The organism is Tatumella morbirosei (assembly GCF_000757425.2).
Taxonomy (GTDB): Bacteria; Pseudomonadota; Gammaproteobacteria; order Enterobacterales; family Enterobacteriaceae; genus Tatumella; species Tatumella morbirosei.
The window spans coordinates 1,460,373-1,480,350 of the sequence record NZ_JPKR02000003.1; the positions used below are offsets into that span (position 1 = coordinate 1,460,373).

Sequence of the window (19,978 nt, forward strand, 5' to 3'; positions counted from 1 at the left end):
TCGTGCTGTTCAGTCACATACTCATGTATGCTCCTTCTCATCACGCGCTTGCCGCCTTCTCTGAACGGAAAATCTTTCATTCCCGCTAATTTTTTAATTTAACTATCAGGAACTCGCTGAAAATCTTTGTCGTCTCTGCAAAACGCCTCTGGCGTTGTAAGGTTAAGCCTCACGGGTCATTAGTACCGGTTAGCTCAATGCATCGCTGCACTTACACATCCGGCCTATCAACGTCGTCGTCTTCAACGTCCCTTCAGGACCCTTAAAGGGTCAGGGAGAACTCATCTCGGGGCAAGTTTCGTGCTTAGATGCTTTCAGCACTTATCTTTTCCGCACTTAGCTACCGGGCAATGCCATTGGCATGACAACCCGAACACCAGTGGTGCGTTCACTCCGGTCCTCTCGTACTAGGAGCAACCCCCCTCAATTCTCCAGCGCCCACGGCAGATAGGGACCGAACTGTCTCACGACGTTCTAAACCCAGCTCGCGTACCACTTTAAACGGCGAACAGCCGTACCCTTGGGACCTACTTCAGCCCCAGGATGTGATGAGCCGACATCGAGGTGCCAAACACCGCCGTCGATATGAACTCTTGGGCGGTATCAGCCTGTTATCCCCGGAGTACCTTTTATCCGTTGAGCGATGGCCCTTCCATTCAGAACCACCGGATCACTAAGACCTGCTTTCGCACCTGCTCGAACCGTCACTCTCGCAGTCAAGCTAGCTTATGCCTTTGCACTAACCTCACGATGTCCGACCGTGATTAGCTAACCTTCGTGCTCCTCCGTTACTCTTTGGGAGGAGACCGCCCCAGTCAAACTACCCACCAGACACTGTCCGCAACCCGGATAACGGGTCCACGTTAGAATATCAAACATTAAAGGGTGGTATTTCAAGGATGGCTCCGTACGAACTGGCGTCCGTACTTCAGTGCCTCCCACCTATCCTGCACATCAAGGCTCAATATTCAGTGTCAAGCTATAGTAAAGGTTCACGGGGTCTTTCCGTCTTGCCGCGGGTACACTGCATCTTCACAGCGATTTCAATTTCACTGAGTCTCGGGTGGAGACAGCCTGGCCATCATTACGCCATTCGTGCAGGTCGGAACTTACCCGACAAGGAATTTCGCTACCTTAGGACCGTTATAGTTACGGCCGCCGTTTACCGGGGCTTCGATCAGGAGCTTCTCGCAGAGCGATAACCCCATCAATTAACCTTCCGGCACCGGGCAGGCGTCACACCGTATACGTCCACTTTCGTGTTTGCACAGTGCTGTGTTTTTAATAAACAGTTGCAGCCAGCTGGTATCTTCGACTGGCTTCAGCTCCGGGAGCAAGTCCCTTCACCTACGCGCCAGCGTGCCTTCTCCCGAAGTTACGGCACCATTTTGCCTAGTTCCTTCACCCGAGTTCTCTCAAGCGCCTTGGTATTCTCTACCTGACCACCTGTGTCGGTTTGGGGTACGATTTCGTGTTACCTGGAGCTTAGAGGCTTTTCCCGGAAGCAGGGCATTTGTCACTTCAGTGCCGTAGCACCTCGTCATCACGCCTCAGCCTTAAGAGATTCCGGATTTGCCTGGAATCTCAGCCTACACGCTTAAACCGGGACAACCGTCGCCCGGATGACATAGCCTTCTCCGTCCCCCCTTCGCAGTAACACCAAGTACAGGAATATTAACCTGTTTCCCATCGACTACGCTTTTCAGCCTCGCCTTAGGGGTCGACTCACCCTGCCCCGATTAACGTTGGACAGGAACCCTTGGTCTTCCGGCGAGCGGGCTTTTCACCCGCTTTATCGTTACTTATGTCAGCATTCGCACTTCTGATACCTCCAGCAGACCTCACAGTCCACCTTCAACGGCTTACAGAACGCTCCCCTACCCAACAACACATAGTGTCGCTGCCGCAGCTTCGGTGCATGGTTTAGCCCCGTTACATCTTCCGCGCAGGCCGACTCGACCAGTGAGCTATTACGCTTTCTTTAAATGATGGCTGCTTCTAAGCCAACATCCTGGCTGTCTGAGCCTTCCCACATCGTTTCCCACTTAACCATGACTTTGGGACCTTAGCTGGCGGTCTGGGTTGTTTCCCTCTTCACGACGGACGTTAGCACCCGCCGTGTGTCTCCCGTGATAACATTCTCCGGTATTCGCAGTTTGCATCGGGTTGGTAAGCCGGGATGGCCCCCTAGCCGAAACAGTGCTCTACCCCCGGAGATGAGTTCACGAGGCGCTACCTAAATAGCTTTCGGGGAGAACCAGCTATCTCCCGGTTTGATTGGCCTTTCACCCCCAGCCACAGGTCATCCGCTAATTTTTCAACATTAGTCGGTTCGGTCCTCCAGTTAGTGTTACCCAACCTTCAACCTGCCCATGGCTAGATCACCGGGTTTCGGGTCTATACCCTGCAACTTAACGCCCAGTTAAGACTCGGTTTCCCTGCGGCTCCCCTATACGGTTAACCTTGCTACAGAATATAAGTCGCTGACCCATTATACAAAAGGTACGCAGTCACACCCCAAAGGGTGCTCCCACTGCTTGTACGTACACGGTTTCAGGTTCTTTTCACTCCCCTCGCCGGGGTTCTTTTCGCCTTTCCCTCACGGTACTGGTTCACTATCGGTCAGTCAGGAGTATTTAGCCTTGGAGGATGGTCCCCCCATATTCAGACAGGATACCACGTGTCCCGCCCTACTCTTCGAACTCACAGTATGTGCATTTTCATGTACGGGACTTTCACCCTGTATCGTGCGCCATTCCGGACGCTTCCACTAACACACACACTGATGATGGTTCAGGGCTGCTCCCCGTTCGCTCGCCGCTACTGGGGGAATCTCGGTTGATTTCTTTTCCTCGGGGTACTTAGATGTTTCAGTTCCCCCGGTTCGCCTCGCAACACTATGTATTCATGTTGCGATGATGCACTGAGTGCACCGGGTTTCCCCATTCGGACATCGCCGGCTGTATCGGTTCATATCACCTTACCGGCGCTTTTCGCAGATTAGCACGTCCTTCATCGCCTCTGACTGCCAGGGCATCCACCGTGTACGCTTATTCGCTTAACCTCACAACCCACAGACGTCTTGCAACGACTATGAATCGTAAAAGTTTTTGAGAGACTCTGAATAACTCGCGTTATTCATTGTTTTCAAATTTTCAGCTTGTTCCGGATTGTTAAAGAGCAATATCTTAAACATGACTCGTAAGTCATCTTTAAGATAATTTGGCCGGTGACTTTCACTCACAAACCAGCAAGTGGCGTCCCCTAGGGGATTCGAACCCCTGTTACCGCCGTGAAAGGGCGGTGTCCTGGGCCTCTAGACGAAGGGGACGTGAAATTTGCTGTCGCGAATCACTGATTCGCTAATTTCACGTAAGGGCGAGGTTTTTCTTCAGAAAACCGAGCGACAATGTTATTTGTCACCACCCCCAACGTGTAAACGCCTTGCTCATACTTTCTATCAGACAATCTGTTGTGGACACTTCGCCGGAGTGTATCTTCAGGTAAGGAGGTGATCCAACCGCAGGTTCCCCTACGGTTACCTTGTTACGACTTCACCCCAGTCATGAATCACAAAGTGGTAAACGCCCTCCCGAAGGTTAAGCTATCTACTTCTTTTGCAACCCACTCCCATGGTGTGACGGGCGGTGTGTACAAGGCCCGGGAACGTATTCACCGTAGCATTCTGATCTACGATTACTAGCGATTCCGACTTCACGGAGTCGAGTTGCAGACTCCGATCCGGACTACGACGCACTTTATGAGGTCCGCTTGCTCTCGCGAGGTCGCTTCTCTTTGTATGCGCCATTGTAGCACGTGTGTAGCCCTACTCGTAAGGGCCATGATGACTTGACGTCATCCCCACCTTCCTCCGGTTTATCACCGGCAGTCTCCTTTGAGTTCCCGACCGAATCGCTGGCAACAAAGGATAGGGGTTGCGCTCGTTGCGGGACTTAACCCAACATTTCACAACACGAGCTGACGACAGCCATGCAGCACCTGTCTCAGAGTTCCCGAAGGCACCAGGGCATCTCTGCCAAGTTCTCTGGATGTCAAGAGTAGGTAAGGTTCTTCGCGTTGCATCGAATTAAACCACATGCTCCACCGCTTGTGCGGGCCCCCGTCAATTCATTTGAGTTTTAACCTTGCGGCCGTACTCCCCAGGCGGTCGACTTAACGCGTTAGCTCCGGAAGCCACGCCTCAAGGGCACAACCTCCAAGTCGACATCGTTTACGGCGTGGACTACCAGGGTATCTAATCCTGTTTGCTCCCCACGCTTTCGCACCTGAGCGTCAGTCTTTGTCCAGGGGGCCGCCTTCGCCACCGGTATTCCTCCAGATCTCTACGCATTTCACCGCTACACCTGGAATTCTACCCCCCTCTACAAGACTCTAGTCTGCCAGTTTCGAATGCAGTTCCCGGGTTGAGCCCGGGGATTTCACATCCGACTTGACAGACCGCCTGCGTGCGCTTTACGCCCAGTAATTCCGATTAACGCTTGCACCCTCCGTATTACCGCGGCTGCTGGCACGGAGTTAGCCGGTGCTTCTTCTGCGAGTAACGTCAATCACTGCGGTTATTAACCGCAATGCCTTCCTCCTCGCTGAAAGTACTTTACAACCCGAAGGCCTTCTTCATACACGCGGCATGGCTGCATCAGGCTTGCGCCCATTGTGCAATATTCCCCACTGCTGCCTCCCGTAGGAGTCTGGACCGTGTCTCAGTTCCAGTGTGGCTGGTCATCCTCTCAGACCAGCTAGGGATCGTCGCCCAGGTAGGCCGTTACCCTACCTGCTAGCTAATCCCATCTGGGCACATCCGATGGTGTGAGGCCCGAAGGTCCCCCACTTTGGTCTTGCGACATTATGCGGTATTAGCTACCGTTTCCAGTAGTTATCCCCCTCCATCAGGCAGTTTCCCAGACATTACTCACCCGTCCGCCACTCGCCACCCGAGAGCAAGCTCTCTGTGCTGCCGTTCGACTTGCATGTGTTAGGCCTGCCGCCAGCGTTCAATCTGAGCCATGATCAAACTCTTCAATTTAAAGTTTGATTTGCTTAAACTTATTTAAGCGATGCTCAAGTGTAAAACACTCATAATGAATTTCATTATGTGTTCACTCTTAAGACTTGATATTTTTTACGTCCGGAGACGTTTGATATCAATCCTGCGAGTGCCCACACAGATTGTCTGATAAATTGTTAAAGAGCGTTGCAACTCAACCGCTTAGGTTGTCGCTGCGAGGTGGCGTATATTACGCTTTTCACCTCAGGAGTCAACCACTATTTCGTGATTTTTCTCCGGACCGAATCACTTCAGTCCCTGTCACGCCTTGGCGCATCGCGCTTTGCCGTGTCAGTGGGAGCGCATTATAGGGAGATTAATTTTTCCCGCAAGCGCTATTTTGCATTCTTTTTCCGACCGCTGAAATTTTACGCACATTGTACAAAAAAACCATTCCTTAGCCTGCAAAAACAACAAAAGCGGGCAAAAAATGCCCGCTTTTGAGGATGCCTCAGTCAGTGATTACTGATGAGCGACTATTTCTCCATCGCGTACATCCATTTCGATGAGTTTTCCAGGCACCAGATCACCAGAAAGAATCTGCTGAGCCAATGGGTTCTCGATTTCCTGCTGAATAGCTCTTTTCAGCGGCCGGGCCCCATAGACTGGGTCGAAACCTGTCTTACCAAGCAGTTTCAGGGCTTCGTCCGAAATATGTAACTCATAACCTCGTTCTTCCAGACGTTTATGCAACCGCTGCAGCTGTATTTGAGCAATTGACGCGATATGGTCCGCACCCAATGGATGGAAGACCACTAGCTCATCAATACGGTTGATAAACTCAGGCCGGAAATGATGACCAACGACACTCATCACTAACGCTTTCATCTCACCATAATTCAGTTCACCAAACCGCTCCTGAATTAAGTCTGAACCCAGGTTAGAGGTCATGATAATTACGGCATTACGGAAATCGACCGTACGTCCCTGACCGTCTGTCAGACGCCCATCATCCAGCACCTGCAACAATATGTTGAACACATCCGGATGCGCTTTCTCAACTTCGTCGAGCAGGATAACCGAATACGGACGACGTCTGACCGCTTCGGTGAGGTAACCACCCTCTTCATAGCCAACGTATCCCGGAGGCGCACCGACCAGTCTGGAAACCGAGTGTTTTTCCATAAACTCGGACATATCAATCCGGACCATGGCCTCATCGCTGTCAAACAGAAAGTCAGCCAACGCCTTACACAGTTCAGTTTTACCCACCCCGGTAGGACCGAGAAACAGGAATGACCCCACCGGACGATTTGGGTCAGCCAGTCCCGCCCGGCTACGACGAATGGCATTGGCTACCGCTTCGACCGCTTCATCCTGGCCTATCACCCGATTGTGCAGAGACTCTTCCATCCGCAACAATTTGTCGCGTTCACCTTCCATCATTCTTGAGACTGGAATCCCGGTCCAGCGGGCCAACACATCGGCAATCTCTACGTCAGTTACACGGTTACGTAACATTTTCATGGATTTGCCTTCGGCCTGAGTGGCGGCTGCCAGTTGTTTTTCCAGATCCGGAATTTTACCGTACTGCAGCTCTGACATTTCTGCCAGGTCCCCGGTACGACGAGCCTGCTCAAGAGACAAACGTGCCTGCTCCAGCTCAGCTTTGATATTCTGAGTCCCGGTCAGAGAAGCTTTTTCCGCTTTCCACTCTTCTTCCAGTTCAGCATACTCACGTTCTTTCTGATTAAGCTCGGTTTCCAGCATTTCCAGTCGTTTAAGACTGGCATCATCAGACTCTTTTTTCAGTGCCTGCTGTTCCAGTTTTAACTGGATAATCCGGCGTTCCAGACGGTCCAATGATTCTGGTTTAGAGTCGATCTGCATACGGATACTGGAAGCTGCTTCATCGATCAAATCGATTGCTTTATCCGGTAACTGACGATCAGCAATGTAGCGATGCGAAAGGTTCGCGGCAGCAACAATTGCCGGGTCAGTGATTTGCACATGGTGGTGCAATTCATAGCGCTCTTTCAGGCCACGCAGAATTGCAATGGTATCTTCCACAGTCGGTTCAGCCACCAGCACTTTCTGGAAACGACGCTCCAGTGCGGCATCTTTCTCAATATACTGACGATACTCATCCAGTGTTGTGGCACCGACGCAGTGCAATTCTCCTCGGGCCAGAGCGGGCTTCAGCATATTCCCGGCATCCATTGCACCGTCGGCTTTACCGGCTCCCACCATAGTATGTAGTTCATCAATAAACAGGATGACATTACCTTCCTGTTTCGACAGATCATTTAGCACCCCTTTCAGGCGCTCTTCAAATTCACCACGAAATTTGGCCCCAGCGACCAGTGCACCCATATCCAGTGCGAGTACCCGGCGACCTTTTAAGCCTTCAGGCACTTCACCATTGATAATACGCTGGGCCAGCCCTTCAACAATGGCAGTTTTACCCACCCCGGGCTCACCAATCAATACCGGGTTATTTTTGGTACGACGTTGCAATACCTGAATGGTGCGGCGGATTTCTTCATCACGTCCAATCACCGGGTCCAGCTTACCTTGCTCTGCCCGCTCAGTCAGGTCGATGGTATATTTTTTTAATGCCTGCCGTTGGTCTTCGGCACCTTGTTCATTCACGTTTTCTCCCCCACGCAGCTGATCGATTGCACTGGTGAGTTTCTCAGTGGAAGCACCTGCTGATTTCAGAATATCAGCCAGTGCTCCGCGGGATTCCAGCGCAGCAAGTACAAACAGTTCAGATGAGATAAAGCTGTCACCGCGTTTTTGGGCCAGCTTATCGCACAAATTTAATACGCGGATTAAATCAGCAGATGGCTGCACATCACCGTCGCTGCCTTCAATCTGTGGTAGCCGATTCAGGGACTGACTTATTTTCTCCTGGATTGCCGCAACATCCAGTCCGGCAGAGGAGAGTAAAGGACGTAATGATCCCCCTTCCTGAGACAGTAAAGCACTCATAAGGTGAAGAGGTTCGATAAATTGGTTGTCGTTGCCGAGGGCCAATGATTGTGCATCGGCCAATGCTAATTGAAATTTACTGGTTAGACGATCCAGACGCATAATTCCTCCTGTTAAAGGTCAAAATGCTACAGGAGATTAAATGAGGCCAATCCCTCAAATATTCAAGTTTAATGACCCGGAAAACAAAGAAAAATTATACGTACAGGATCGTCCAGCGGCTAAGATTATATCAGCCACACTAAAGTTGCCATACGCCCTGTATTGTTCTCTCTGCGGTAGGAGAAAAAATATTCACTTTCAGTATAGGTACAACGTCCACCACCACTGACGGAAATCACTCCGGCACAGGTTAATCGCTGACGAGCCAATAGCCAGAGATCCGCCATGTATTTGCCATTATCATTATAAGGACGGAAAGCCTGCTCAGCGGCAGGATCCAACGCGATAAATGCATCACGAACTTCCGGACCGACCTCAAATGCCTGTGGACCGATAGCCGGCCCCATCCAGGCCAGGACTTCTGATGGCGGGCAACTAAACTCCGCCAGGGTTTTTTCCAACACCCCCTGACATAACCCACGCCAGCCCGCGTGAGCAGCGGCAACCTGCCGCCCGTCAGCAGAACAGAAAATCACCGGCAGACAGTCTGCTGTCATCACTGCACACACCTGACCCGACAGGGTAGTCTGGCAGGCATCAGCAATCAGCGGCCCTGGGGATAACGCAGGTAATGACTGTACATCAGTACCATGCACCTGAGTCAGCCAGTCGGGCATTGCCGGCAATCCGGCAAGCCTACACAGCTGCTCGCGGTTTTTTTGTACCGTCTGCGGACAATCACGGACATGAGCTCCCAGGTTGAGACTGTTCCACGGAGCCTGGCTAAATCCGCCAATTCGTGTGGTGGAACAAGCTCTCACATTCGCGGGTGCCGGCCAGTCCGGGATAATCAGACTCATAACCAGTCCATTTCGTCTTTGTGCAGGGCTGTATCCGCTTTCAATGCATCAATCAGTTCAACCATGTCCTGAGGCAGTTCCGCATGCCATTCCATCTGAATTCCGGTGATAGGGTGATACAAACGCAACATCGTGGCATGCAGCGCCTGCCTGTCAAAGCTACGTAACACGGCAATAAACTCTTCCGAGGCACCTTTCGGCGGCCGCGGACGCCCGCCATACAGTGGATCGCCAATTAACGGATGGCTCAGGTGTGCCATATGAACGCGGATCTGGTGAGTACGTCCGGTTTCCAGCCGCAAGCGCAATCGGGTGGATGCACGAAAATGCTCCATAATCCGATAATGGGTCACTGCCGGTTTTCCCATCGGATGCACACTCATATGGGTACGTTTGGTGGGATGCCGCGAGATCGGCTCATCCACACTCCCGCCCGCGGTCATCGTACCCAGTGCTACCGCCTCATATTCTCGGGTGATTTCACGACGTTGTAGACAGTCCACCAGATGGGTCTGTGCAGGAACGGTTTTGGCCACGACCATCAGCCCGGTAGTATCTTTATCCAGACGATGGACGATTCCGGCCCGGGGTACATCCGCAATAGCAGGATAATGATGTAATAATGCATTTAATACAGTACCATCCGGATTACCGGCACCAGGATGCACGACCAGACCACGGGGTTTGTTAATAACGAGGATATCATCATCCTCATAAACAATATCAAGTGCGATATCCTGAGGTTCCCAGCGGAGCTCCTCTTCGATTTCGGCATCAATACTGATCCGCTCACCACCGAAAACTTTTTCTTTCGGAATGGTTGCTGTTACCCCGTTAAGGGTAACCCGTCCCTGCAAAATCCAATCTTTTATGCGGGAACGTGAATAATCAGGGAACAATTCCGCCAAAGACTGATCTAACCGTTGTCCAAGTTGCGCTTCGGAGACTGTCGCGGTGAGTTGTACTTGTTGTGCCATATAAGCTTCTTTCGTTAACGTTGGGTTTTCACGGCAAAGCCGTTTACTATAATGTGCTATCTTAGCTGAACATCAATGGAAGCTTCACAGAAAGCTTCCGATAAAACTTTGAGGATAATCATTTCGTCATGACGCGTATGAAACATCTGGTGGCCGTTGCCACTCTGGGCCTGGCACTGGTGGGATGTTCCGGCTCTAAAGACATTGTCCCGGACAACCCACCGTCAGTGATCTATGCAACCGCACAGCAAAAGCTGCAGGACGGGAACTTTAAAGCGGCTATTACCCAGTTGGAAGCCCTGGATAACCGTTATCCTTTCGGTCCTTATTCACAGCAGGTACAGCTTGATCTGATCTACGCCTACTACAAAAATGGTGACATGGCGTTGTCACAGGCAACGATTATCCGTTTTATGCGTCTCAATCCGACCCATCCTAATATCGATTATGTACTGTACATGAAAGGCCTGACAGACATGGCTATGGATGAATCTGCGGTCCAGCATTTCTTTGGAATCGATCGTTCAGACAGAGATCCAACCAATGCACGCCAGGCATTCACCGATTTTTCTCAGTTACTGCAAAGTTATCCGCAGAGCCAATATGCTGCTGATGCCAGAAAACGGCTGGTCGCGCTGAAGGATCGCCTGGCGAAATATGAGCTCTCAGTGGTGCAATTCTATACCAAACGCGGTGCTTATGTCGCGGTTGTTAACCGTACCCAGGGTATGCTGAGTAACTATCCTGACACAGAAGCCACCCGTGAAGCATTGCCGCTAATGGAAAATGCATACCGTAAAATGCAGCTCAATGGCGAAGCCGATAAAGTGGCTAAGCTCATTGCAGACAACAGCAACCAACAAAAATAATTAACCTGAACGGTTCACTCTGAACCGTTTTCAGCAAAAAAGGCAGCCAGAAGGCTGCCTTTTCTTTTACTGATCCTGACGATAATGGCGGTTTTTTTGCTGTCTGGCAATGATTATCAGGGATTTCTGTGGTGATTTTTGCAAAACGACGTTATTGACAAAAATGGACATTATTTTGTGATCTAGATCACATTATTGTTAATGCAAGCCGTTATTCTGGTTATCAATCTGATGGTAACGAGAGAGGTAAGTGCGATGATCATGAACATCACCAGTAAACAAATGGAAATGACCGACGCTATCCGCAGTCACGTTGAAGAGCGTATTACCAAGCTCGAAAAATGGCAGACGCCGCTGATCAACCCGCATATCGTACTCTCAAAAGAACCTAAAGAATTTGTCGCCGATGCGACGATTAACACTCCCAATGGCCCGTTAGTCGCCACCGGTCGTCATCAGGATATGTACACCGCAATTAATGAACTGATTACTAAACTGGAGCGCCAGTTAAATAAAGTTCAGCATAAAGGGGAAGCCCGCAGAGCCACTGCCAGCGTAAAAGATATTATCCCTACCGAATAGTTCAACCATTGAAGACGCGCCATCCGGCGCGTTTTTAGTTGACGGGCTCCGCCGCAAAAGCTAATCTCGGATTAACTAACCCAAGGAACAGTACCATGCAAACCACAATGTTTTTCTTCTCATTCTTTTTTAGCTTCCCCCCCTCCGGGAGATGATTCGTCCTGAAAGAATGAATGAGAAGACGAACAGAAAAGCCTCCCGAACGGGAGGCTTTTTTATTGGGTATAAAAATAACAGGAATACAGGTGACAATAATGAGTGCAGATCTCTCTTTAGACCAGCTGAGGGAAAGAATCAGCCAGCTGGACAATCAACTGCTGGCCTTGCTGGCTGAACGGCGGGATATCTCAGTTGCGGTCGGAAAATTTAAACTGACCACTCACCGCCCAGTCCGGGATATCGAAAGAGAAAAGCAGCTGCTTGAACTATTGATTGATAAAGGCAAAAAACTGTCACTCGACAGCCATTTTGTTACCCGTGTTTTTCAGCTGATCATAGAAGAATCAGTGCTTACTCAACAGGCATTGCTGCAAAAAGCCCTGAATCAGTCACAGGAAAACAGTGCCCGTATTGCTTTCCTCGGCCCGAAGGGGTCCTATTCTCATCTGGCCGCCCGACAGTATGCATCACGCCACTTCGATCATCTGACCGAAATTGGCTGTAATAAATTCCAGGATATTTTACAGCAGGTTGACTCGGGGCTGGCTGACTATGCGGTACTGCCACTGGAAAATACCAGTTCTGGTTCAATTAATGATGTCTACGACCTGCTTCAGCATACCCGTTTGCATATCGTCGGTGAAATGACTCAGCCGATTGATCACTGTGTACTGGTGCCGTCAGAGACCTCCCTGGATGAGATTACAACGGTCTACAGCCATCCCCAACCTTTTCAGCAATGCAGTCAGTTTCTTAACCGCTATCCACACTGGAAAATTGAATATACCGAAAGTACCGCGGCAGCCATGGAGAAAGTGGCGGCTATGCAGGATAAACATGTTGCAGCGCTGGGCAGTGAAGCCGGTGGAAAACTCTACAACCTGCAGGTTTTACAACGGAACCTGGCTAACCAACAGCAGAACATGACAAGGTTTATTATTCTGGCCCGTAAACCGGTCAGAGTTTCAGAACAGGTTCCGGCCAAGACCACACTATTGATGGCCACCGGACAACAATCAGGTGCATTAGTTGATGCATTGCTGGTGCTGAGAAAACAAGGCCTGGTCATGACCAAACTTGAGTCACGACCTATTCACGGAAATCCGTGGGAAGAGATGTTCTATCTGGATATTCAGGCCAATGTCCATTCGCCAGCCATGGAAGAAGCTATCGAAGAACTGACCACACTGACTCGTTTTATCAAAATTCTCGGCTGTTATCCCGGAGATGATGTCATCCCGGTGTCTGCAGAGTGAAGGAAAGACAACAGGCACCGAATTCGGTGCCTGTTATAGTAACGTATTACGTCAGCGGTTACTGGCGGTTATCATTCGCCGAACGCAGTAGTCCGCGACTTTCTGCCATAAAAGAGCCGGCATAATCGCCAAACCAGTGCTCAATACGGCGGAAGCTTTCGATAAACGCCGATTTATTGCCGGTTTCCAGTAAACTGATGGCCTCACCAAACCGGGTGTAATAACGCCTTATTAATGCCAGATTGGCTTCCGAAGACATAATAATGTCAGCATAGAGTTGGGGATCCTGGGCAAACAGGCGTCCTACCATCGCCAGCTCCAGACGGTAAATTGGCGAAGACAGTGCCAGCAACTGCCCAAGGTCAACATTTTCCTCAGCCAGATGTAATCCGTAAGCAAAGGTCGCAAAGTGCCGCAGAGCCTGAATAAATGCCATGTTCTGGTCATGCTCTACTGCACTGGTACGATGTAAACGTGCTCCCCAGACCTGAATCTGTTCCAGCAACCACTGATAAGCTTCCGGCTGACGTCCGTCACACCACACCACTACCTGTTTTGCCAGGCTTCCGCTGTCAGGGCCAAACATCGGGTGTAAACCGAGTACCGGCCCCGGATGAGCGGCCAGCATCGCCTGTAAAGGCTGGTTTTTGATGGAGGATAAATCCAGTAAAATACATTTTTCCGGTAACGGGGGAAGTTGACCGATCACCTGCTCTGTCAGATGTATTGGCACGCTAATAATCACCATGCCGGCATCTGCCAACAATTGTTCAGCCTGATGCCAGTCATCTTTATCCAGCGACTTCACCTGATAGCCTGACAGGGTGAGCATTTTGGTAAATAATCGCCCCATCTGCCCTTTTCCGCCAACTATCACTACCGGACCAAGATCAGGATTCAGAGTTTTGAATCCTTTATCATTTTCGCTGGAGTAAGACTCACGCATGACACGGCGTAAAACATCTTCAATTAAATCAGGCGGTACGCCCAGTTGTTCAGCTTCTTTTCGGCGGGAAGCCAGCATACTGGCTTCTCGCTCCGGGACATAAATAGGCAATCCATAGCGGCTTTTGACTTCACCAACTTCTGCTACCAGTTCAAGACGCTTTGCCAGTAACTCCAGCAGAGCTTTATCTGTTTCATCAATTTTATCGCGTAGCGCGGTTAGTTCAGCCACCATGACTCATAACACCTCTTGTGACGCCTGCAACGTAGTACACATATCCTGGTGAATATCACGCAGCAGGGTTTCTGTCGTTTCCCAACTAATACAGGCATCGGTCACCGATACCCCGTAGCGCATTTCTGAACGTGGTTGTTCAGAAGACTGATTACCTTCATGCAGGTTACTTTCCAGCATCAGCCCGATAATCGAACGACTGCCATCTTTAATCTGTGCCATCGCCGATTCAGCAACCGCCGCCTGCCGGCGGAAATCTTTACTGGAGTTGCCATGACTGCAATCTATCATTAAAGAGGCGCGTAATCCTGCATTCTGCATTTCTTTTTCACAGGCAGCGACATCCTCAGGGCTGTAATTTGGTGTTTTACCACCACGCAAAATCACGTGCCCGTCGGGGTTTCCACGGGTCTGAAGTAAGCATACCTGCCCTGCCTGATTGATACCCACAAAACGGTGAGGCATTGCTGCGGCCCGTAACGCGTTAATTGCCGTACTCAGACTGCCGTCTGTACCATTTTTAAACCCGACCGGCAAAGAGAGTCCTGACGCCATTTCGCGGTGAGTCTGGGACTCTGTGGTTCTTGCTCCTATGGCTGCCCAGCTGAACAAATCCCCCAGGTATTGCGGTGAATTAGGGTCCAGTGCTTCGGTCGCCAAGGGCAGCCCCATCGCCACTAATTTCACCAGCAGATCACGCGCAATATGCAGCCCCTGTTCAACATCAAATGAACCATCCATATGAGGGTCATTAATCAGTCCTTTCCAGCCGACGGTGGTTCGTGGCTTTTCAAAGTAAACCCGCATTACCAGAAAGAGACTATCGCTGTATTTATCTGCCAGTTGTTTATAACGACGCGCATACTCCAGCGCGGCTTCCGGGTCATGAATGGAGCATGGTCCACAAACCACCAGCAAACGGCGATCTTCACCGGAAATAATCCGTGAAATCACCCGACGGGATTCAGATATCTGCATTTCCTGCTGTTCGCTCAGTGGAAACTGAGCTTTTAACTGTTCCGGGGTAATCATTATTTGTTCATCGGCAATATGAACATTATTCAGCGTATCTTTTTGCATGGTACTCATCCTGTAAAATTTGCAGGTCCGGGTCTGTCTCTGCTTTATGAGCCACAGACTACCACAGGTAGTAAACAATTCAATCCACAATATGTACATAAAAGTTTACATAAGCCAGAAATATGCCAATTAAAACCCAAACCCGTAAATATTAATATACACACAAATCAGCAACTGACTGAAGTTATTAGGGATCTGCCAGACAGCCTGGCAGCACAGGAATCGAGATTTTTTGAAATTATTTTTGTGAAAAAAGCAGAAAGGCAGGAGAGATTAAATACCGTCGAATGGCAGAAGGATTTGAAACATATCGTTGGTAAAACCAGAGATCCCCGGCAAGCGGGATCTCTGATTGCAGGTCAACGACGGATTATTTATTGACGCTAACATCTATCCCTGGGAAATAATGCGCTGCCAGTTTTGTCAGTGTCCCGTTTTTCTGAATCGTAGTGATCGCAGCATCCAGCGTCTGTTTCAGTGCCGTGTCGCCTTTACGCAATCCGAAACCGATTCCGGTGCCTAAAATAACGTCGTCTTCCACTGGTTTACCGACAAAGCTGAAATCTTTACCTTGTGGTTTATCCAGAAAGCCATCCAGCCCAGCGGCTGACATCACCAGGGTTCCGTCAAGACGGCTCGCCACCATATCGGTGTAAACCTGGTTCTGATCCTGATAAGAGACGACATTAACCCCCTGAGTTTCCCAATGTTTTTTCGCATAAGTTTCCTGGATAGATCCCTGTAAGACACCGATGGATTTACCTTTCAGACTTTCTGCGGTCGGGCTGAGTGCCTGTCCTTTTTTAGCAATCAACATACTGGGAATACGATAGATAGGTATTGTAAAATCGATGCTTTTCTCCCTGGCTTCGGTGATATTCATCGCGGAGTTAATGGCATCAAATTTTTTCGCCTGAAGTGCCGGTATCAGAGCATCAAAACTACTTTCAACCCACTGACATTGCAGATGAGCTGTCTGGCAGACCGCTTTACCTAATTCTATATCAAACCCGACCAGTTGCCCCTGTGAATCGCGGCTTTCAAACGGAGGATATTGTGATTCCAACCCGTAACGCAGTGTATCTGCACCGAAGGCCTGTAAAGCGGTACACATACCTAATACCATCCACAATGCTTTCATTTTTTTTTTGCATATCTGGCACCCCAAATCTGGTTATTATTGTTATCCCCGGTCGGGGAATGGTTTTGGTTTTGTTCAGCAATCAACAGCGATGCCTGCGTCAGTCCGGAAACGAAAAACGGCAAAGCGCTTCAGCACCCGCTTTCAGTGTTTCTTCATCTTTGGCAAAAGACAAGCGGATAAATTTATTATCGGTACCCTCGGTATAAAATGCTGATAACGGAATAGTGGCAACCCCACATTCGGTGATGAGCCGGGTGACAACCTCACTGTCAGCCTGCTGACTGAGATGTCCATATCCGGCCAGCATAAAGAATGATCCTGCGCTGGGCAGTAAGTGAAACGGTGAATCCGCCAGCAGGCTGGCCAGCAGATCTCTTTTCTTCTGATAAAAGGCTGCCAGGCTGAGATAATGTTCCGGATGACGTAAGTATTCGGCAAATGCCCACTGCATTGGGGTATCGGCAGAGTACATCATAAACTGATGAATTTTAATGATTTCGTTCATTATCTCTGCCGGTGCCAGGCAATAACCTACCCGCCAGCCGGTCACATGAAAGGTCTTACCAAAAGAAGAGACAATAACACTACGTTCTGCCAGTTGCGCATCCGTTGCCATGCTGAGATGTTTTTGCCCGTCGAAAATAATATGTTCGTACACTTCATCCGATAAAATCACAATGTCTGTATTGACGGTCAGCCGGTTCAGTTGCTGTAAATCTTCAGTCGTCAGTGTTTGCGCTCCCGGATTATGCGGGCTGTTAAGAATAATCATCCGGGTTTTCGGAGTAATGGCAGAAGCCACCGCTTGCCAGTCAATAGTAAACCCTGGAACAGTAAGTTTCAGCCCCACCGGAGTCGCTCCCTGTAAGCGAACAATGGGCGCATAACTGTCAAAGGCGGGCTCAAAGAAGATCACTTCATCCCCCTGATGGACCAATGCTGAAATAGCCATAAACAGCCCCTGACTGGCACTGCCGGTGACCAGAATCTCACCAGCCGGATCATATTCACGTCCATACAACAGCTGTACTTTTCCGGCAATGCCTTCACGCAACGCTGGCAGACCTGCCATCGGGGCATATTGGTTATGACCTTCGATCATCGCCTGGCTGACCGCGGCAATCAACGTCGGATCACAAGGAAAATTAGGCGCTCCCTGAGAGAGATTAATTGCCTGATGCTTTGCAGAAAGATCACCAATAACACTAAAGATAGTGGTTCCCACATCCGGCAGTCTGGAACGTAAAGTAACGGCAGTATTTACAGTCATGCGTAACCCCTGAACGTAAAACGTGAATATATGAAATCTGACAGAGATCTATTCAACGGTGACAACAGTAGGAGAACAAGCGAAAAGTTGTCATAATAGCCATGACTATCATGCATAGCTGAGGTGTTTGTGTCGAAACGCTCCCTGCCGGTTAACGGACTCCAGACTTTTCTGGTCACGGCCCACCATCTCAACCTGACCCATGCTGCCACCGAGTTGTGTATTACACAGGGAGCGGTCAGCAGACAAATTCAGGCGCTGGAGACCTGGTTTGGATTTCCGTTATTCAACCGCCATGCACGCGGGCTGACTCTGACTCCCCGTGCTGAACTGCTGTTGCCCGAACTGACCCAACTGCTGGATAAATTGCACCGGCTGACAGAACAGGTCCGGCTGTCACCGGAACAGATACGTCTGAAAGCCCCCAGTTGCGCCATGCGCTGGCTGGTGCCTTTGCTGGTCTCTTTTGAACAGCATTATCCGCAATGTCACGTGGCGCTGACGACCACGCTGGACCACCGACGGCAACTGGAGGATTTTGATGCTGCGGTGATTTATGGGGCTGCTGATTCCCCAGGGGAGATACTTTTCGAAGAAGAAATTACCCCGGTGTTGGCAGGACATCTGACTGCGCCTGAAAATTATCAGCAGCTGCAAAATTACACGTTTTTGCATCCAACACGCGATATGTCAGACTGGCAATTATGGCTGAATAAACAATCTGCTCCACCTGAGATGATTCGCAACCAGCATTTCGGGACCATGGATTTAGCCATTAATGCAGCCGTACAAGGCTTTGGTATTACTGTGGCCGATATTCATCTTGCCGCGCCTGAAATTGCCCAGGGAAGACTGATAGCCCCCTTTCATGAGACGGCTAAAACCGGAGCCAGTTATCGGTTGTTGCACCGGAAACCTTCGGATCCGAATGAACCTTTACAAACATTGATCCACTGGCTCCACCGGTCGGTTAAACCGACTGCCAACCAGAAATAATCTGATAAGCCGGCAATACCTGTAAACGGTTACCAGGCACAGAGAGTTCTGCCCAAACTTCATTATGCTGGTCGATTAGCTGCGCTGCCGTAACTGAACTCCGTTCCGCGGTGGTATGAGCATCACCAGCCACCGTAATTGCATACCCCATACTGGCGCCTACTTTAATGGTAGTATCTACACAGTAATCTGTTGCACAACCGCAAACGGTGAAAGCCCGGGCACCTGCTTTTGCCAGCGTTTCAGCCAGCGATGTCTGGTAAAAGCTGTCACAGGCTGTTTTACTGACATACAGAGCGTTTTCCGGCCGAAAGAGTTCAGGAACGATCTGCCATGACGGGCGACCAGGTTGCATTTCGCCCTCGCAATGTTGGATAAAAATCACCTGATCAGCCGTCCTGATCAACTGATTCATTACTGATATTTTTTCTTCAGCAAGGTAGCGTTCTGTGGCCAGTACCCCTTGTTGCATATCGATCACAATTAACACGTTAGCCATCACATCACCTTTTGCTACATTTCACTATTGAATGTTTAGCCTCAGGGACTCTCCCGGAAAATCTCCCTGAAACTTCATAACAACCGCTAGCAATGAATTTTATGCCCTGAAGCGGATTAATAAGGTAAATCCCGTGTAGCAGGGTTGCAATAGCGGCTTTGTCTATGTATTTTCATGCAGATTATTAGCATAAAACTACAGGGTGTATTCAATGATTAAACAACTTTTTGCCGCTGTCTGCCTGATGGCTGTCAGTTACGGCAGTTTTGCCGCCGGAGAAACTTATGTTGTCGGTTCAGGAGGAACCTATCGTCCTTTTGAATACGAAAACAGCCAGCAACAACTGGAAGGTTTTGATATTGATCTTATTAAAGCCATTGCTAAAGCTGAAGACTTTAACATCAAATTAGTGAACACCCCCTGGGAAGGTATTTTTGCCACACTGGGCAGTGGCGATCGTGACATTATTATTTCCGGAATTACTATTACCGATAAACGTAAAATGATGGTCGATTTCTCGGCCCCTTATTTCCCGGCACAACAGGTCATTGTAGTACCACAAAACTCGAAAGTGACTTCATTGGCCTCGCTGAAAAGTGAAAATGTTGGGGTAGTCAACTCCAGCGCAGGTGATATTGCGGTATCCGATACACTGGGACGTAACAGCACGGCCATCAAACGTTTTGATAATACCCCACTGATGCTGGAAGAGTTATCTCAGGGTGGAGTCAGTGCCGCTGTCGGAGATGTTGGCGTCATCAAATACTACATTAACCAGCATCCTGATAAACATTTTAAACTGGTTGATGACAGTAAATTTGAACATCAGTATTTCGGTATTGCAGTGGCCAAAGGAAATACCACACTGAAAAACAAACTGGATGATGGTCTGAAGAAAATTGTTGCTGACGGTACCTACGCAAAAATTTATAAAACCTGGTTCGATAACAACGTTCCAACCCTTCCTGCCGAATAATATTCGCCGTTACTCCCTCATGATACCGC

At 49.5% G+C, this 19,978-nt stretch carries 14 protein-coding genes, 1 tRNA gene, 2 rRNA genes and 1 other annotated feature; of the genes, 6 read left to right on the top strand and 11 right to left on the bottom strand.

All coding sequences use genetic code 11. The features are described from left to right. Positions 1 to 158: 158 nt before the first annotated feature. From HA49_RS09600 to rluD, 6 genes are all read right to left on the bottom strand, one after another. A 23S ribosomal RNA gene (locus HA49_RS09600) occupies positions 159 to 3,064 on the bottom strand. A gap of 191 nt (positions 3,065 to 3,255) precedes the next feature. After that, a tRNA-Glu gene (locus HA49_RS09605) sits at positions 3,256 to 3,331 on the bottom strand. A gap of 173 nt (positions 3,332 to 3,504) precedes the next feature. Beyond that, a 16S ribosomal RNA gene (locus HA49_RS09610) occupies positions 3,505 to 5,044 on the bottom strand. The 16S and 23S rRNA genes sit together here with 1 tRNA gene alongside, the layout of an rRNA operon. Positions 5,045 to 5,527: 483 nt before the next feature. Further along, positions 5,528 to 8,101, bottom strand: coding sequence for an ATP-dependent chaperone ClpB (gene clpB, locus HA49_RS09615; RefSeq protein ID WP_038022788.1), 2,574 nt, complete (start codon positions 8,099 to 8,101; stop codon positions 5,528 to 5,530). 125 nt (positions 8,102 to 8,226) lie between these two features. Next, complete coding sequence (gene yfiH, locus HA49_RS09620) at positions 8,227 to 8,961, bottom strand: purine nucleoside phosphorylase YfiH (RefSeq protein ID WP_038022789.1); 735 nt, start codon at positions 8,959 to 8,961, stop codon at positions 8,227 to 8,229. Continuing rightward, positions 8,958 to 9,938 carry a 23S rRNA pseudouridine(1911/1915/1917) synthase RluD gene (rluD, locus tag HA49_RS09625; RefSeq protein ID WP_038022790.1) on the bottom strand — a complete coding sequence of 327 codons (981 nt, stop codon included), beginning with the start codon at positions 9,936 to 9,938 and terminating at the stop codon, positions 8,958 to 8,960. The genes yfiH and rluD overlap by 4 nt, the downstream gene beginning before the upstream one ends. A gap of 128 nt (positions 9,939 to 10,066) precedes the next feature. Here rluD and bamD point away from each other — a divergent pair, with 128 nt between their 5' ends. The 3 genes from bamD (at position 10,067) to pheA (ending at position 12,804) form a co-directional block, all read left to right on the top strand. Further along, positions 10,067 to 10,807 carry an outer membrane protein assembly factor BamD gene (bamD, locus tag HA49_RS09630; RefSeq protein WP_038022792.1) on the top strand — a complete coding sequence of 247 codons (741 nt, stop codon included), beginning with the start codon at positions 10,067 to 10,069 and terminating at the stop codon, positions 10,805 to 10,807. 255 nt (positions 10,808 to 11,062) lie between these two features. Next, the gene (gene raiA / locus HA49_RS09635) at positions 11,063 to 11,389 is read left to right on the top strand and encodes a ribosome-associated translation inhibitor RaiA (RefSeq protein WP_038022793.1); all 327 of its coding nucleotides are present in this window, start codon (positions 11,063 to 11,065) and stop codon (positions 11,387 to 11,389) included. A 94-nt stretch (positions 11,390 to 11,483) separates the two neighbouring features. Beyond that, positions 11,484 to 11,609 (top strand) — a sequence feature (Phe leader region). 34 nt (positions 11,610 to 11,643) lie between these two features. Beyond that, positions 11,644 to 12,804 (top strand): bifunctional chorismate mutase/prephenate dehydratase, encoded by a 1,161-nt coding sequence (pheA, locus tag HA49_RS09640; protein ID WP_038022794.1) that lies wholly within the window; start codon positions 11,644 to 11,646, stop codon positions 12,802 to 12,804. 58 nt (positions 12,805 to 12,862) lie between these two features. Here the strand turns inward: pheA and tyrA are convergent, their stop codons facing one another. Beyond that, positions 12,863 to 13,984: a bifunctional chorismate mutase/prephenate dehydrogenase gene (tyrA, locus tag HA49_RS09645; protein ID WP_038022796.1), complete on the bottom strand. Its 1,122-nt coding sequence runs from the start codon at positions 13,982 to 13,984 to the stop codon at positions 12,863 to 12,865. A 3-nt stretch (positions 13,985 to 13,987) separates the two neighbouring features. Then, the gene (locus HA49_RS09650; RefSeq protein ID WP_046791736.1) at positions 13,988 to 15,064 is read right to left on the bottom strand and encodes a 3-deoxy-7-phosphoheptulonate synthase; all 1,077 of its coding nucleotides are present in this window, start codon (positions 15,062 to 15,064) and stop codon (positions 13,988 to 13,990) included. On the opposite strand from HA49_RS09650, the gene HA49_RS09655 reads away from it, so the two are divergent. Then, a complete protein-coding gene (locus tag HA49_RS09655) occupies positions 15,035 to 15,445 on the top strand; it encodes a hypothetical protein (RefSeq protein ID WP_038022798.1) in 411 nt (136 codons plus the stop codon). The genes HA49_RS09650 and HA49_RS09655 overlap by 30 nt on opposite strands. Here HA49_RS09655 and HA49_RS09660 read toward each other — a convergent pair. Together HA49_RS09660 and HA49_RS09665 are read right to left on the bottom strand one after the other, a co-directional pair. Then, a complete protein-coding gene (locus tag HA49_RS09660; RefSeq protein WP_046791737.1) occupies positions 15,435 to 16,205 on the bottom strand; it encodes an ABC transporter substrate-binding protein in 771 nt (256 codons plus the stop codon). The two genes, HA49_RS09655 and HA49_RS09660, sit on opposite strands and share 11 nt — an antisense overlap. A 100-nt stretch (positions 16,206 to 16,305) precedes the next feature. Then, entirely contained in the window at positions 16,306 to 17,478 is a 1,173-nt protein-coding gene (locus HA49_RS09665) for a methionine aminotransferase (protein WP_038022801.1), read from the bottom strand. 129 nt (positions 17,479 to 17,607) lie between these two features. Here HA49_RS09665 and HA49_RS09670 point away from each other — a divergent pair, with 129 nt between their 5' ends. Beyond that, positions 17,608 to 18,474 (top strand): LysR substrate-binding domain-containing protein, encoded by an 867-nt coding sequence (locus tag HA49_RS09670; RefSeq protein ID WP_038022886.1) that lies wholly within the window; start codon positions 17,608 to 17,610, stop codon positions 18,472 to 18,474. Here the strand turns inward: HA49_RS09670 and HA49_RS09675 are convergent. After that, entirely contained in the window at positions 18,449 to 18,973 is a 525-nt protein-coding gene (locus HA49_RS09675; protein WP_038022802.1) for an isochorismatase family protein, read from the bottom strand. The genes HA49_RS09670 and HA49_RS09675 overlap by 26 nt on opposite strands. 211 nt (positions 18,974 to 19,184) lie before the next feature. Here HA49_RS09675 and HA49_RS09680 point away from each other — a divergent pair, with 211 nt between their 5' ends. Then, positions 19,185 to 19,949: a basic amino acid ABC transporter substrate-binding protein gene (locus HA49_RS09680; RefSeq protein ID WP_038022803.1), complete on the top strand. Its 765-nt coding sequence runs from the start codon at positions 19,185 to 19,187 to the stop codon at positions 19,947 to 19,949. Positions 19,950 to 19,978 lie beyond the last annotated feature (29 nt).

Coding starts and splice junctions, on each gene's coding strand:
- HA49_RS09675 (WP_038022802.1), bottom strand. CDS start 18,973: ATGGCTAACGTGTTAATTGTGATCGATATGCAACAAGGGGTACTGGCC.
- rluD (WP_038022790.1), bottom strand. CDS start 9,938: ATGGCACAACAAGTACAACTCACCGCGACAGTCTCCGAAGCGCAACTT.
- yfiH (WP_038022789.1), bottom strand. CDS start 8,961: ATGAGTCTGATTATCCCGGACTGGCCGGCACCCGCGAATGTGAGAGCT.
- HA49_RS09680 (WP_038022803.1), top strand. CDS start 19,185: ATGATTAAACAACTTTTTGCCGCTGTCTGCCTGATGGCTGTCAGTTAC.
- HA49_RS09660 (WP_046791737.1), bottom strand. CDS start 16,205: ATGAAAGCATTGTGGATGGTATTAGGTATGTGTACCGCTTTACAGGCC.
- HA49_RS09665 (WP_038022801.1), bottom strand. CDS start 17,478: ATGACTGTAAATACTGCCGTTACTTTACGTTCCAGACTGCCGGATGTG.
- raiA (WP_038022793.1), top strand. CDS start 11,063: ATGATCATGAACATCACCAGTAAACAAATGGAAATGACCGACGCTATC.
- clpB (WP_038022788.1), bottom strand. CDS start 8,101: ATGCGTCTGGATCGTCTAACCAGTAAATTTCAATTAGCATTGGCCGAT.
- HA49_RS09650 (WP_046791736.1), bottom strand. CDS start 15,064: ATGCAAAAAGATACGCTGAATAATGTTCATATTGCCGATGAACAAATA.
- HA49_RS09655 (WP_038022798.1), top strand. CDS start 15,035: ATGAACATTATTCAGCGTATCTTTTTGCATGGTACTCATCCTGTAAAA.
- pheA (WP_038022794.1), top strand. CDS start 11,644: ATGAGTGCAGATCTCTCTTTAGACCAGCTGAGGGAAAGAATCAGCCAG.
- bamD (WP_038022792.1), top strand. CDS start 10,067: ATGACGCGTATGAAACATCTGGTGGCCGTTGCCACTCTGGGCCTGGCA.
- tyrA (WP_038022796.1), bottom strand. CDS start 13,984: ATGGTGGCTGAACTAACCGCGCTACGCGATAAAATTGATGAAACAGAT.